The sequence below is a fragment of the Klenkia terrae genome (assembly GCF_037083865.1).
Classification (GTDB): domain Bacteria; phylum Actinomycetota; class Actinomycetes; order Mycobacteriales; family Geodermatophilaceae; genus Klenkia; species Klenkia terrae.
Window position 1 is genome coordinate 267,717 of sequence record NZ_JBAPLV010000001.1, and the last position, 13,647, is coordinate 281,363.

Consider the following 13,647-nt stretch of genomic DNA (forward strand, 5'->3'; position numbering starts at 1 on the left):
CCCGCTCGGCACAATGCGCCCGTGTCTGAAGCCACCGTGGACGTCGCCGACCTGGGCCGCACCGACCCCGACGGGCCGGAGGACGAGGCCCCGCTGAGGGAGGACATCCGGCTGCTGGGCCGGGTGCTGGGCGAGGTGGTCCGGGAGCAGGCCGGCGAGGAGGTCTTCGACGTCGTCGAGGCCGCCCGCGTCGAGGCCTTCCGGATCCGCCGTTCCGAGGTGGGCCGCGGCGGGCTCGCCGAGACCCTCGCCGGCCTCGACGTCCGCAGCGCCAACCACGTCATCCGCGCGTTCAGCCACTTCTCCCTGCTGGCCAACCTGGCCGAGGACGTGCACCACGAGCGCCGCCGCCGGCACCACCGCCGCGAGGGCTCCCCGCCGCAGAAGGGCACCCTGGCGGCCAGCTTCCAGCTGCTGGACGCCGCGGGCCTCGACGTCGCCGACGTGCAGCGCGAGCTGGCCGGGGCGCAGGTGGTGCCGGTGGTCACCGCGCACCCGACCGAGGTCCGGCGGCGCACCGTCTCCCAGGTGCAGCGGCAGGTCACCGAGCTGATCCGCACCCGCGAGACCGCCCCCGACGAGGCGCAGTGGTCGGCGCACCTGTGGCGCGAGGTCCTCACGCTCTGGCAGACCGCGCTGCTGCGGCTGTCCCGGCTGCGGCTCGAGGACGAGATCGACGAGGCGCTGCGCTACTACGACCTGTCGCTGTTCGCCGTCGTCCCGGCGATCAACGCCGACCTGCGGGCCGCGCTGCACGAGCGCTGGCCCGACGCCGACCTGCTGCCCACCCCGATGCTGCGCACCGGGTCCTGGATCGGCGGCGACCGCGACGGCAACCCCTTCGTGACCGCCACCGCCGTCCGCCGGGCCACCACCCGGGCGGCCGAGACCGCGCTGGGCCACCACCTGGCCGAGCTGGTCTGCCTGGCCGACGAGCTGTCGATGTCCGAGCGGCTGGTCACCCCCACCGCCGAGCTCGAGGCCCTCGCCGACGCCGCCCTGGACGAGTCGCCGTTCCGCGCCGACGAGCCCTACCGGCGGGCGCTGCGCGGCATCTACCGGCGGCTCGCCGCCACCGCGGAGCGCGTGCTCGGGCACGTGCCGGGCCCGCTGCCCGACGTCGAGCTCGAGCCCTACGACGAGCCCGCGCAGCTGATCGCCGACCTGGACGTCGTCGACGCCTCGCTGCGCACCCACGGGGCCGGCGCGCTGGCCGACGACCGGCTGCGCCGCCTGCGGGACGCCGTCGAGGTGTTCGGCTTCCACCTGTCCGGGCTGGACATGCGGCAGAACTCCTCGGTGCACGAGGAGGTGCTCGCCGAGCTGCTGGCCTGGGCCGGGGTGTGCGCGGACTACACCGCCCTGGACGAGACCGCCCGGAGCGAGCTGCTGCTGGGTGAGCTGCGGCTGCGCCGTCCGCTGGTCCGGGCCGACGCCGAGCTGTCCGAGCTGGCCCGTGGCGAGCTGGACCTGCTGGTGGCCGCGGCCGACCAGGTGCGGTTGCTGGGCGCGCGGGCGATCCCGAACTACGTGATCAGCATGTGCGAGTCGGTGTCCGACGTGCTGGAGGTCGCCGTCCTGCTCAAGGAGGTCGGCCTGGTCACCTTGGACGACGAGGGCCTGCCGGCGTCCCCGATCATGATCGCCCCGCTGTTCGAGACGATCGGTGACCTGCAGGGCGGCGGGGAGACCCTGGCCGCGATGCTCGCCGAGCCGCTCTACCGCTCGATGGTCGACGGTCGCGGCGGCACCCAGGAGGTCATGCTCGGCTACTCCGACTCCAACAAGGACGGCGGCTACCTGGCTGCGAACTGGGCGCTCTACCGGGCCGAGCTCGCGCTGGTCGAGGTCGCCCGCGAGGCCGGGGTGAAGCTGCGGCTGTTCCACGGCCGGGGCGGCACCGTCGGGCGCGGTGGCGGTCCCTCCTACGAGGCCATCCGGGCGCAGCCGCCGGGATCGGTGGCCGGGCAGCTGCGGATCACCGAGCAGGGCGAGGTCATCGCGGCCAAGTACGCCGAGCCGCACCTGGCCCGCCGCAACCTGGAGGCGCTGGTCGCGGCCACCCTGGAGTCCTCGCTGCTCTCGCTGGAGGGCCTGGACGGCGACGCCGAGGAGGTCTATGCGCTCTTCGACGACCTCGCCGCCCGCGCGCAGGCCGCCTACCGGGCGCTGGTGCACGACACCCCGGGGTTCGTGGAGTGGTTCCGGGCGGCGACGCCGATCCGCGAGCTGGCCGAGCTGAACATCGGGTCGCGGCCGCCGTCGCGCAAGGCCGGGGACAAGATCGCCGACCTGCGGGCGATCCCGTGGGTGTTCAGCTGGTCGCAGGCCCGGATCATGCTGCCGGGCTGGTTCGGCACCGGGACGGCGCTGGAGTCCTGGATCGACGGCTCGCCCGAGCGGCTGGCGAAGCTGCAGGAGCTGCACGGCCGGTGGCCGTTCTTCCGCACGGTGCTGTCCAACATGGGCATGGTGCTGGCCAAGACCGACCTGGAGCTGGCCGCCCGCTACGCCTCGCTGGTGCCCGACGAGGAGCTGCGGCACCGGGTGTTCGACGTGATCACCGCGGAGCACGAGCGGACCGTCGCGGTGCTGCTGGCGATCACCGGCGACGACCACCTGCTGGCCGACAACCCCTCGCTGGCCCGCTCGATCCGCAACCGGTTCCCCTACCTGGAGCCGTTGCACCACCTGCAGGTCGAGATGCTCCGCCGCCGGCGCGAGGGCGACGACGACGAGCTGGTCCGCCGCTGCATCCAGCTCACCATCAACGGCGTCGCCACCGCCCTCCGCAACTCCGGCTGACCCCGCCGTCGCGGCAGTGAGCAGCTGGGTTCACCGGCGTGCGTCCTGGCTCACCGACGCCGGTGAGCCTGGACGGCCGCTGCTGCACCCGGCTGATCAACGCTGCGGGTCGGCGGGGTGGGCGGCGGCGCGGAGGTCGGCGCGGTCGTGCATCGTCGTGCGGGCCCGGCCCTTCGTCGCGCCCAAGGCGTGCTCCGCGTCGTCGATGGCCCGCCAGTTGTCCAGCAGGACCGGTCGGCAGCCGCGGGCGCGCAGGGTCTCCACCAGGTCGGGGCCCTCGACCCGGGGCAGCGTCGGGGCGTCGGCGAGCAGGGCGGCGACGGTCTCCCGGGCGTCGTGCTTGTTGGTGCCGACGACGCCGGTCGGACCGCGCTTGATCCACCCCGCGACGTACTCGCCGGGGCTGACCGCGCCGTCCCGCAGCACCCGGCCGCCGTCGTTGGGCACCGTGCCGCCGTCGACCTCGAGCCCGGGCAGGTCGTGGCCGACGTAGCCGATCGCGGCGACCACCAGGTCGGCGGGCAGCAGGTCGGTCTCCCGGGTGCCGCTCAACCGGTCCGCGGGGTCGACCGCGGTGCGCTCCACGACGACGCCGGTCACCGCGTCGTCGCCGAGGATCCGCACCGGCCGGGCGAAGAACCGCAGCCGCACGCTGGCCTTGCCCTCCTCGGGCACGTGGTCGGCCCAGTCGCGCAGCGCGGCCAGGTTGCGGGCCACCGCGCGCACCTCCGACTCCTCGTCCAGGCCGTCGGGGTCCACCAGGGCGACCGCCGCGGCCAGGTGCCCGAGCTCGCGCAGCTCCTGGGTGGTGAACGTGGCCTGCGCCGGACCGCGCCGCCCCAGCAGCGTGATCCGCTCGACCGGCGCGGCGGCCAGCACGTCGAGCACGTGCTGGGGCATGTCGGTGTGCTCCAGCTCGGCGGGGGAGCGGGCCAGCACCCGGGCGACGTCGAGCGCCACGTTGCCGACCCCCACCAGGACGACGTCCCGGGCCCGGGCCAGCGCCGCCTCCACCCGCGGCCGGTCGGCGTCCGGGTGGCCGGTGTACCAGGCGACCACGTCGGTGGCGGCCAGGCTGCCGGGCAGGTCCTCGCCCTCGATGCCCAGCCGGCGGGCCCCGGACGCGCCGTGGGTGAAGACGACGGCGTCGGCGTGCGCGCGCAGGTCGGCCACCGACAGGTCCCGGCCCACCTCGACGTCACCGACGAAGCGCACACCCGGGTGGTCCAGGGTGTGCCGCAGCGTGTCGGCCAGCGCCCGCATCTTCAGGTGGTCGGGGGCGATGCCGTGCCGGACCAGCCCGAACGGCGTGGGCAGCCGGTCCAGCAGGTCGACCACCACCGGGACGTCGTCCTGGTTCGCCAGCGCCTCGGCGGCGTAGATGCCCGCCGGACCGGCACCGACGACGGCCACCCGCAACGGTCGGTCCATGGCCGCACCATGCCCGACGGTCGACGGCGGCGCCAGACCCCGGCAGGCTGGCGGGCATGCGCACGGTCGCGGAGTTCGACGTCACCGGTCCGGTCGTGGAGTGGCGCGGGCCCGCGCCGCACCACTTCGTCGAGGTCGCCGGGGAGCCGGCGGACCTGGTGCACGAGCTGGCCCGGGAGGTCACCTACGGCTGGGGCATGGTGCCGGTGCGCGTGCGGATCGGGGCCACCAGCTCGACCACCGCGCTGTGGCCCCGGCAGGGCAACTACGTCGTCCCGCTCAAGGCTGCGCTGCGCCGGACCGAGCTGGTCGAGCTGGGCGACGTCGTCACCGTGCACGTCGAGGTGCTCGGACAGGCGTGAGCCCGGCCCCCAGCGGGCAGGGCAGGGGCATGCCCATCACCGTCGTCGCCACCATCACCCCCAAGCCCGACCGCTTCGACGCCGTCCGCGACTCGTTCGCGGAGGCGATCCCCGCCGTCCACGAGGAGGACGGCTGCGAGCTCTACGCCCTGCACGCCGGGAAGGGCGTGCTGGTCATGGTCGAGCGCTGGCGGGACGGCGCAGCCCTGGAGGCCCACGGCGCCGGGACGACGTTCAACCAGCTCAGCGAGGGCGTGAAGGACGACCTGGCCGAGCCGCTGGTCGTGCACATCCTGGAGCCGGTGCCCGCCGGCGACCCGGCCAAGGGCGCGCTCAGCTGAGCCGCAGCTCCAGGAACTGGTTGTCCGGGCCGGCCACGTAGTCGCCGAAGGGCCGGCGGTCGGTGAACCCGTGCCGGCGGTACAGGGCCACCGCGGGCCCGAAGGCGGGGGCCGTGCCGGTCTCCAGCACCACCCGGTCCAGGCCCCGGGCGCGGGCCTGGTCCAGCACGTGCACCAGCAGCGTCGCGGCCACCCCGCGGCGCAGGTGGTCGGGGTGGGTGCGCATCGACTTCAGCTCGCCGGCGTCGGACAGCGCGACCAGGCCGGCGAGCCCGTCGTCGTCGGTCCACGCCGTCCAGGCCGTCATGCCCGGGCCGGTCAGCCCGGTCAGGTCCAGGGCGAAGGACGTGCCGGGCGGGGAGTCGGCCAGCATCGCGCCCACGTGCAGCGCGACCAGCTCGCGCACCCGCGGGTCGGTGAGGTCGTCGACCCGGATGCTCAGACCGCCTGGCACGTGGGGCACCAGAACAGGTTGCGGGTGGCCATCACCTCGGTGCGCACCGGGGTGCCGCAGATCCGGCACGGCAGGCCGGTGCGGCGGTACACGTAGCTGGCGTCGGTCCGGGTGGGGGCGCCGCGCTTGCGGTCCCGGTCCTCGGGCCGGGTGGTGATGATCCGGCCGGAGCGGACGCCGGCCTTCATCAGCACGACCAGGTCGGTCCACATCGCCAGCCACTCGGTCTCGGTGAGCTGCTTGCCCGGGCGGAACGGCGAGATCCCGTGCCGGAAGAGGATCTCGGCCCGGTAGACGTTGCCCACGCCGGCCAGCACGGCCTGGTCCATGAGCAGCGCGCCGACGGTGACCCGGGAGCGGGAGATCCGGGCGTAGGCCTTCGCCGGGTCGGACCTGCGCAGCGGGTCGGGGCCCAGCCGGTCGAGGATCAGGCCCATCTCGCCGTCGGTGATCAGCTCGCAGGCGGTGGCGCCGCGCAGGTCGGTCCAGGCGCCCGCGCCGTCGGTGCCCGGGCCCTCCCAGCGCATCCGCAGCGCACCGCGCGGCTCGGGCGGCAGGCCGGTGCCCGACGTGTACTTGCCGTAGAGACCCAGGTGCACGTGGACGACGTCCGGACCGAACAGCGCGAACAGGTGCTTGCCGTAGCTGGTGACCTCGTCGACCACCCGGCCGTCGACCAGCTCGGCCTCGGCGGCGAACCGGCCCTGCGGGCTGGTCACGTGCACCTCGCGGCCGGCGAACGCGGCCTGCTGGTCACGGGCGAGACGGAACAGGGTGTGGCCCTCAGGCACCAGCAGTCACGCCCGCCATTGTCCCCCGGGTGCAGGATCGCGGCATGACCGTCACCCCCGCCCTGGCCCGCCGCGCCTGGGGAACCCTGGAGACCCTGCACGTCACCGGCTTCTTCGCCCCCGAGGTCACCGCGGCCTACGACCGGTTCGGCGTCCCGGCCACCCGGGCCGGCTACTTCGCGGCACGGGGCTCGGCGTTCGGGCCGTGCGCCCCCGAGCTGGTGATCTCGACCTTCTACGTGTTCGCCCCGAAGCTGGTCCGGGCCGCGGTGCCCGCGGTCTGGGCGGCCGGGACGCCGGAGGAGTGGGCGACCGCCCGGCGGGACGGCGTCGCGGCCCGGCTGCACGACGTGCTCGGCGAGCCCGACGTGGCCGAGGCGGTCGAGCTCGCCCGCGAGGCCTGCGCCGGCCTGACGCCCGCCGGCCGGCCGGTCTACGCGGCCTGGTCGGCGCAGCCGTGGCCCGAGGACCCGCTGCTGCAGCTCTGGCACGCCGGGCTGCTGCTGCGCGAGCACCGCGGCGACGGCCACGTGACGGCGCTGCTGTCGGCCGGTCTGGACCCGGTCGAGGCCCTGGTCACCGGCGGACTCGCGTCGGACTCGACCGAGTTCGTGCGCACCACCCGCGGCTGGACCGACGAGGAGTGGGCCGCCGGCGTCGAGCGCCTGCGGGCCCGTGGGCTGGTCGACGACGACGGGCTGACCCAGGCCGGACGGGACCTGCGGGACGACGTCGAGACCGTCACCGACTTCCTCGCCGTCGAGGGGTGGGCGCACCTGGGGGAGGACGGGATCGGCCGGCTGGTCGAGCTGGTCACCCCGCTGCGCGAGCAGGTGCTGGCCAGCGGCGTCCTGCCCGACTGGATCCGCTCCCGCGGCTGAGGACCCACCACGGCGCGGGCCGGTGTGCCCGGTCGCACAAGGGGTGTGGCCGCTCGGGCAAGCCTGCGCGCGGTCGGTGGGGCACGCTGGGGGCAGGACGACGTGAGGAGGGGATCGTGGAGGGACCTTGCCGCGGGGGCGTGACCCGCGGGGCGACCGTGGCCTCCGCCCTCCTCGCCCACCCCCGCACCAGCCCGCCGGCCACCACGGTCGCGCAGGCCCGCGCCTTCTTCGCCGACGACCACGTGCACGCCCTGCTGGTGGTCGACGGCGACCGCCTGCTCGCCGTGGTCGAGCGCGCCGACCTGGTCGGGGCCGCACCCACCGACCCGGCCGCGCCGCGGGGCACGCTGGTGGGCCGGACCGTGCGCCCGGACGCCGACCTGGCCGTCGTCCACCGCCGGCTGCTGGCCGAGGGCGGCCGTCGCTCGGCCGTCGTCGACGCCGACGGCCGGCTGCTCGGCCTGCTCTGCCTCAAGCGCAGCGGCCGCGGGTTCTGCTGCGACTCCGACGTCGGGGCGCGTGCGGCGGAGCGGCTGGCGCTGGCCGGCTGAGCCGTGCGTCACACCCGTGTGATGACAACGTCACACGGATGGGCCACGATCGGGCATGGCCATCACCAGCATCGACACCGCGACGGTGGCCGCACCCGACCGGCTGGACTTCTGGCGCGAGGCGGTCTGCGACCAGTTCGTCACCCTCGACGTCCGGCCGCTGGAGGACGTGCCCAGCCGCGGACGGGCGACCGCCGCGCACGTCGGCGAGACGCTGGTCCGCCGGATCGAGGCCGGCCCGCACCGGTTCGCCCGCACCCAGTCGCTGGTCCGCCGGGCCGACGAGGAGTACCTGCAGATCGCCCTGGCCCGCCAGGGCAGCACCCTGGTCGCCCAGGACGGCCGGGAGGCGGTGATCGGTCCGGGTGACTTCGTGCTCTACGACAGCAGCCGGCCCTTCGTCTTCGAGACGAGCGGGTCCTTCGCCTACTCGGTGTGCCTGCACCCCAAGCGGTTGCTGCCGCTGTCGGCCGCGGAGATGCAGCAGGTCACCGCCGTCCGGTTCGACGGCCGGTACGGGATCGCCGCCACCGTGCCGCCGTTCCTCTCCGCGCTGCACCGGCTGGACGGCGACGAGCTGGCCGGCCCGGCCGCGGCGGCCATGACGCAGACCGTCGGCGACCTCATCGTCGCCCTGGTGCGCAGCGAGGCCCCGGCCGCCCGCAGCACCGACCTGCACCTGCACCGAGCCCAGCGGTTCGTCGAGGCCCACCTCGGCGAGGCCGACCTCAGCCCGCAGGACGTCGCCGACGCCTGCGCCATCTCGCTGAGCTACCTGAACCGGATCTTCCGGGCCTCCGGGACGACGCCGGTGGAGCACCTGCGGGAGCAGCGCTTGCAGCGCTGCTGGCGCGCGCTGGTGGACCCCGCCGCCGCGGCGCTGCCGATCGGGGCGGTCGCGGCCCGGCACGGCCTGCCCGACCACGCGCACTTCTGCCGGGTGTTCCGCGCCCGGTTCGGCATGACCCCCAGCGCGCGGCGGGCCCAGCTCGGCGGCTGAGCCCGCGGCGCGTCAGCCGCGCAGGTCGGGGAAGTCGGTGTCGCTGAACTCGGTCGCCCCGCCGTCGCCGGCCTCCTCGCGCTGGCGCAGCTCGACCCGGCGGATCTTGCCGGAGATGGTCTTGGGCAGCTCGTGGAACTCGACCTTGCGGACCCGCAGGAACGGGGCCAGGTTCGCCCGGGCGTGCGCCAGGATCGACCGGGCGGTCTCCGCGGTCGGCTCGTACCCGGCGGCCAGGGCGATGTAGGCCTTGGGGACGGCGGCCCGGACCGGGTCGGGGGCGGGGACGACGGCGGCCTCGGCGACGGCCGGGTGCTCGATCAGCACGCTCTCCAGCTCGAACGGGCTGATCTTGTAGTCGCTGGCCTTGAAGACGTCGTCGGTGCGCCCGACGTAGGTGATGTAGCCCTCGGCGTCCCGGGTCGCGACGTCCCCGGTGTGGTAATACCCGCCGGCCATGGCGTCGGCGTTGCGCACCGGGTCCCCGGCGTAGCCGGTCATCAGCGGCAGCGGTCGCGCCGACAGGTCCAGGCAGATCTCGCCCTCGTCGCCGACCTCGCCGGTGACCGGGTCGACGAGCACCACCGGGCAGCCCGGCAGCGGCCGCCCCATGGAGCCTGGCTTGACGGGGGAGCCGGGGGTGTTGCCGACGACGGCGGTCATCTCTGTCTGGCCGAACCCGTCCCGCAGCGTGAGCCCCCACGCCTTCTCGACCTGGGAGATGACCTCGGGGTTGAGCGGTTCGCCGGCCGCGATGACCTCGCGCAGCGCGCCCGGGCCGCCGGACAGGTCGGCCTGGATGAGCATCCGCCACACCGTGGGCGGGGCGCAGAACGTGGTGACCCCGGCCGAGCGGATCCGGTCGAGCAGGGCCGGGGCGTCGAAGCGCGCGTAGTTGTAGAGGTAGATCGTGGCGCCGGTGATCCACGGGGCGAAGAAGCACGACCAGGCGTGCTTGGCCCACCCGGGCGAGCTGATGTTCAGGTGCACGTCGCCGGGCTGCAGGCCCAGCCAGTACACCGTGGACAGGTGGCCCAGGGGGTAGCTGACCTGGGTGTGCTCGACCAGCTTGGGCCGCGACGTCGTCCCGGAGGTGAAGTACAGCAGCAGCGGGTCACCCGGCGCGGTCCCCGGGTGCTCGACGGGGGCGTCGTCCACCTCGTCGGCGGCGGCGTAGGGCAGCCAGCCCTCGACCGGGTCGCCGACGGCGATGCAGGTGTAGTCCCCGGGCACGTCGGCGAACTTGGGCGTGTCCGCGGCGTTGGCGACCACGTGGGCCGCGCCGCCGCGCTCGATCCGGTCGACCAGGTCGGCCGGGCCCAGCGCGGTGGTCGTGGGCATGATGACCGCGCCGAGCTTCATCACCGCCAGCATCGACTCCCACAGCTGGACCTGGTTGCCCAGCATCAGCACGACCCGGTCGCCCCGGCCGACCCCGACCGAGGACAGCCAGCGGGCCACCTGGTCCGACCGGCGGACCACCTCGGCGAAGGTGTACCTCGCCTCGCTGCCGTCGGCCTCGGCGATCCACAGCGCAGTGCCCTGGTCGTCGCGGGCGTAGGCGTCGAACCAGTCGTGCGCCCAGTTGAACCGGTCGCCCAGGTCGGGCCAGGCGAACTCGGCGACCGCGCGCGCGTGCTCACCCCGCAGCGCCAGCAGCTGGTCCCGGGCGGCGCGGTAGGCGTCGGTGGCCGTGGTCGTCATGCAGCTCCTCCTCGATGAGGTGCGTGGGTCAGGGGGCCATCGTGCACCGGGTCAGGCGGAGTCGCTGGAGTGCCCCGGGACGACGGCCAGGTCCGGGCGGACCAGCGGGGCCAGGTTGTTCACGGCCAGGGCGGCCTCGCCGAACCCGACGGAGATCAGCCGCACCTTGCCGGGGAAGTCGGTGATGTCCCCGGCGGCGAACACCCGGGCGCGGTTGGTGCGCATCGACCGGTCGACCGGGATGTGCCGGCCGGTCAGCTCGATGCCCCAGCCGGCCAGCGCCTTCAGGTCGGCCTGGAAGCCGAGCGCGGCGACCACCTCGTCCACCGCGACGGTCAGCCCGCCGGCCGGGCCGAGCAGGTCCACCTCGGCGACGGTGTCCCCGCCCCGGACGGCGGACACCTCGAACGGCGTCAGCAGCCGGACCGACGACGCCCGCAGCTGGGCGACGCTGTGCTCGTGCGCCCGGAAGGCGTCCCGCCGGTGGGCCACGGTCACGCTGGCGGCCAGCGGCTCCAGCACCAGCGCCCAGTCGACGGCGGAGTCCCCGCCGCCGACGACCAGCACGTGCTTGCCCGCCAGGTCCGCGGGCCGGGGCACGGTGTACCGCAGCCCGCGGCCCTCGAACTCCCCGCCGGCCGGCAGCGGTCGGGGCCGGAACCCGCCCATGCCGCCGGTGATCAGCATCGCCCGGGCCCGCACCTCGGCGCCCCGGTCGGTGCGCACCGTGACGCCGTCCGCGTCCTCCTCCAGCTCCAGCGCGCGGTGGCCCAGGAGGTAGGTCGGCTCGGCCAGCGCGGCCTGGGCGACCAGGTCGTCGACCAGGTCCTGGGCGCGCACCCGGGGGAAGCCGGCGACGTCGAACACCGGCTTCTCCGGGTACAGCGCGGTCATCTGGCCACCGGGCTGGGCCAGGGCGTCGACCACCACGACCGACATGCCGCGGAAGCCCGCGTAGTAGGTGGCGTACAGCCCGGCCGGACCCGCGCCGACCACCACCAGGTCCGCGGTGAGGACCTCGCTCACGCCGGCTTCCGCTGCGACACGACCGGGTGGTCGGCGTCGGTGGCGTCGTCCCCGGCGCCCCCGGAGAGCCCGTGCTCGGCGACGAACTCGGCGTTGACGGCCACGAAGAGCTCCAGCTCCGGGGGCATCTTGTACTCCCAGTGGATCGCGTCGCTCGGGCACGCCGGCAGGCACTTGCCGCAGTCCACGCACTCGTCGGGGTGGATGTAGGCCATCCGGGCGCCGGGGTAGATGCAGTCGACCGGGCACTCCTCCACGCAGGACCGGTCCAGCACGTCGACGCAGGCGTCGGTGATCACGTAGCTCATGCGATCTCGACCTCCACCAGGGTGTCGGAGAACGTGGGCGCGTTGCCCAGGTCGGCGAACGCCGTCGGGTTCACCGCGGCCAGCGTCGCGCCGGCCCGGGAGTGCTTGCGCCACGAGCCCATCGCGCTGACCACCACCCCGGGCAGCAGGGTGGCGTCGAGCTTGGCGACCAGGGTGAACCGGCCGCGGTCGTTGAACACCTGCACCTGGGCGCCCTCGGTGATGCCGCGGGCCGCCGCGTCGTCGGGGTGCAGGACGAGCGTGGCCTCCTTCTGCACCCTCCGGTGGAACTCGTGGTTGCCGAAGCTGGAGTTCAGGTAGGCGTGCGACTTCGGGGTCAGCAGGTTGAGCGGGTACCGGCCGGCCAGCGACGGGTCGCCGGCGGCGTTCTCCCGCGGCGGGATGTAGTGCGGCAACGGGTCGACCGGTTGCCCGGGCTGGTGGTCGTTCGAGCCCTGCCGGAACAGCGGGACGACGAAGTTCCCGCCGGCCGCGGCCGAGGCGACGAACTCGACCTTGCCCGACCCGGTCGGGAAGCCGCCCTGCGCGTGCGGGGCGTACTCGTCGGGCGAGGGCACGGCCAGCCGCTGCCAGCCCTTCTCCTGCAGCGACTCCACGGTGATGCCGGCCATGTTCGGGTGCGACCAGTCGAAGGCCTCGGCGACCATCTCGGCGTCCGTGCGCCGGAAGACCGGCTCGTCGAAGCCCATCGCCGCGGCCAGCCGGCGGAACATCTCGGTGTTGGGCACCGCCTCGCCCAGCGGGTCGATGGACCGGTGGTTGTAGGTCACGAACAGGTGGCCCCAGCTGAACATGATGTCGTCCTGCTCGAGCTGGGTGGTCGCGGGCAGCACGATGTCGGCGTAGTCCGCGGTGTCGGTCATGAACTGCTCGCTGACCACGGTGAACAGGTCCTCGCGCTGCAGCCCGGCGACCAGCTTGTCCTGGTCGGGGCAGACCACGACCGGGTTGGAGTTGTAGACGAACAGGGCCTTGAGCGGTAGCCCGTCCAGCTCGCCGGCCAGGGCCGAGCCCAACCGGTACTGGTTGATCACCCGGGTGCCCGGGGTGAGCATCTCCGGGTGCATGAACGCACCCCAGTTGACCGGGAAGGCCCACAGCGGCAGCTGCAGGATGCCGCCGCCGGGCTTGCGCCACGCGCCGACCAGCCCGGGCAGGCAGGACAGCGCCCGGACCGCCTGGCCACCGCCGGCGTGCCGCTCGACGGCGACGCCGATCCGGATGACCGAGGGCTGGGCGGTGGCGTACTCCCGGGCCAGGGTGCGGATGGTCTCGGCGGGGACGCCGGTCTCCGCCTCGGCCCACTCCGGGGTGTACTGCTCGACCCGCTCGGCGAACTCGGGGTAGCCGACGGTGAACTGCTCGACGTAGTCGTCGTCGGTCAGCCCCTCGGCGATGATCACGTGCGCCATCGCCAGGGCCAGCGCGCCGTCGGTGCCCGGGCGCAGCGCGATGTGCTGGTCGGCGGCGGCGGCCGTCCGGGTCCGCACCGGGTCGACCACGACGACCTTGGCGCCGCGCTTGCGGGCCTCGGCGATGTATGGCCACAGGTGCAGGTTGGTGCTCTGCACGTTGCAGGCCCAGATGAGGATGAACCGGGAGTGCACCAGGCTCTCCGGGTCCACCCCCGGCGGTGTCGCCGATGGTCATCGCGTAGGCGGTGCACGAGCCGGAGTCGCAGTAGGTCCGCTCGGCGACCGTGGCACCCAGCTTCGCGAAGAACGGGTCGCCCACGTTCAGGCCGTTGAGGATGCCCTGGGTGCCCAGGTAGCTGACCGGCATGACCGACTCGGGACCGAACTCCTCGACGGTGGCCCGCAGCCGGGTGGCGATCTCGCCGATCGCGGCGTCCCAGCTGATCCGCTCGAACTGCCCGCTGCCCTTGGGGCCGGTGCGGCGCATCGGGAACAGCACCCGGCCGGGGTCGTACACCCGGTCCAGGTAGTTGTTGACCTTCACGCACAGGCCG

Annotated in this window: 14 protein-coding genes; 7 read left to right on the plus strand and 7 right to left on the minus strand. The window is 74.5% G+C overall.

What is annotated here, in order from left to right; genetic code table 11:
* Positions 1 to 21: 21 nt before the first annotated feature.
* Positions 22 to 2,805, plus strand: coding sequence for a phosphoenolpyruvate carboxylase (gene ppc / locus UXQ13_RS01325; RefSeq protein WP_336391675.1), 2,784 nt, complete (start codon positions 22 to 24; stop codon positions 2,803 to 2,805).
* A 96-nt stretch (positions 2,806 to 2,901) separates the two neighbouring features.
* Here the strand turns inward: ppc and UXQ13_RS01330 are convergent, their stop codons facing one another.
* Positions 2,902 to 4,236 carry an FAD-dependent oxidoreductase gene (locus tag UXQ13_RS01330; protein ID WP_225234527.1) on the minus strand — a complete coding sequence of 445 codons (1,335 nt, stop codon included), beginning with the start codon at positions 4,234 to 4,236 and terminating at the stop codon, positions 2,902 to 2,904.
* Positions 4,237 to 4,292: 56 nt separating this feature from the next.
* On the opposite strand from UXQ13_RS01330, the gene UXQ13_RS01335 reads away from it, so the two are divergent.
* Together UXQ13_RS01335 and UXQ13_RS01340 are read left to right on the plus strand one after the other, a co-directional pair.
* Entirely contained in the window at positions 4,293 to 4,598 is a 306-nt protein-coding gene (locus UXQ13_RS01335; RefSeq protein WP_225234528.1) for a DUF1905 domain-containing protein, read from the plus strand.
* Positions 4,599 to 4,627: 29 nt separating this feature from the next.
* Positions 4,628 to 4,939, plus strand: a complete 312-nt coding sequence (locus UXQ13_RS01340; protein ID WP_225234529.1) for a putative quinol monooxygenase — start codon at positions 4,628 to 4,630, stop codon at positions 4,937 to 4,939.
* On the opposite strand, the gene UXQ13_RS01345 is transcribed toward UXQ13_RS01340, so the two are convergent.
* Both UXQ13_RS01345 and UXQ13_RS01350 read right to left on the minus strand, forming a co-directional pair.
* Positions 4,932 to 5,402 (minus strand): GNAT family N-acetyltransferase, encoded by a 471-nt coding sequence (locus UXQ13_RS01345; protein ID WP_225234530.1) that lies wholly within the window; start codon positions 5,400 to 5,402, stop codon positions 4,932 to 4,934. The genes UXQ13_RS01340 and UXQ13_RS01345 overlap by 8 nt on opposite strands.
* Positions 5,378 to 6,184, minus strand: a complete 807-nt coding sequence (locus UXQ13_RS01350; RefSeq protein ID WP_225234531.1) for an Fpg/Nei family DNA glycosylase — start codon at positions 6,182 to 6,184, stop codon at positions 5,378 to 5,380. Before UXQ13_RS01350 ends, UXQ13_RS01345 begins: the two co-directional genes overlap by 25 nt.
* Before the next feature lie 44 nt (positions 6,185 to 6,228).
* Here UXQ13_RS01350 and UXQ13_RS01355 point away from each other — a divergent pair, with 44 nt between their 5' ends.
* The 3 genes from UXQ13_RS01355 to UXQ13_RS01365 all read left to right on the plus strand — a co-directional run bounded on the left by UXQ13_RS01355 (position 6,229) and on the right by UXQ13_RS01365 (position 8,619).
* A complete protein-coding gene (locus UXQ13_RS01355; protein WP_225234532.1) occupies positions 6,229 to 7,065 on the plus strand; it encodes an SCO6745 family protein in 837 nt (278 codons plus the stop codon).
* A gap of 140 nt (positions 7,066 to 7,205) precedes the next feature.
* Positions 7,206 to 7,619, plus strand: a complete 414-nt coding sequence (locus tag UXQ13_RS01360) for a CBS domain-containing protein (RefSeq protein WP_225234533.1) — start codon at positions 7,206 to 7,208, stop codon at positions 7,617 to 7,619.
* 55 nt (positions 7,620 to 7,674) lie between these two features.
* Complete coding sequence (locus tag UXQ13_RS01365) at positions 7,675 to 8,619, plus strand: AraC-like ligand-binding domain-containing protein (protein WP_336391676.1); 945 nt, start codon at positions 7,675 to 7,677, stop codon at positions 8,617 to 8,619.
* Positions 8,620 to 8,631: 12 nt separating this feature from the next.
* On the opposite strand, the gene UXQ13_RS01370 is transcribed toward UXQ13_RS01365, so the two are convergent.
* The 4 genes from UXQ13_RS01370 to UXQ13_RS01385 are packed head-to-tail and all read right to left on the minus strand — an operon-like array spanning position 8,632 to position 13,303.
* Complete coding sequence (locus UXQ13_RS01370; RefSeq protein WP_225234535.1) at positions 8,632 to 10,323, minus strand: AMP-binding protein; 1,692 nt, start codon at positions 10,321 to 10,323, stop codon at positions 8,632 to 8,634.
* A 51-nt stretch (positions 10,324 to 10,374) separates the two neighbouring features.
* Positions 10,375 to 11,349: an NAD(P)/FAD-dependent oxidoreductase gene (locus tag UXQ13_RS01375; RefSeq protein WP_225234536.1), complete on the minus strand. Its 975-nt coding sequence runs from the start codon at positions 11,347 to 11,349 to the stop codon at positions 10,375 to 10,377.
* Positions 11,346 to 11,657 carry a ferredoxin gene (gene fdxA / locus UXQ13_RS01380; RefSeq protein WP_225236071.1) on the minus strand — a complete coding sequence of 104 codons (312 nt, stop codon included), beginning with the start codon at positions 11,655 to 11,657 and terminating at the stop codon, positions 11,346 to 11,348. Before fdxA ends, UXQ13_RS01375 begins: the two co-directional genes overlap by 4 nt.
* On the minus strand, positions 11,654 to 13,303 hold the full coding sequence (locus tag UXQ13_RS01385) for a molybdopterin-containing oxidoreductase family protein (RefSeq protein ID WP_225234537.1): 1,650 nt from the start codon (positions 13,301 to 13,303) through the stop codon (positions 11,654 to 11,656). The genes fdxA and UXQ13_RS01385 overlap by 4 nt, the downstream gene beginning before the upstream one ends.
* Before the next feature lie 155 nt (positions 13,304 to 13,458).
* Between UXQ13_RS01385 and UXQ13_RS01390 the strand changes: the two genes are divergently transcribed.
* Entirely contained in the window at positions 13,459 to 13,623 is a 165-nt protein-coding gene (locus tag UXQ13_RS01390) for a hypothetical protein (protein WP_336391677.1), read from the plus strand.
* Positions 13,624 to 13,647: the final 24 nt, after the last annotated feature.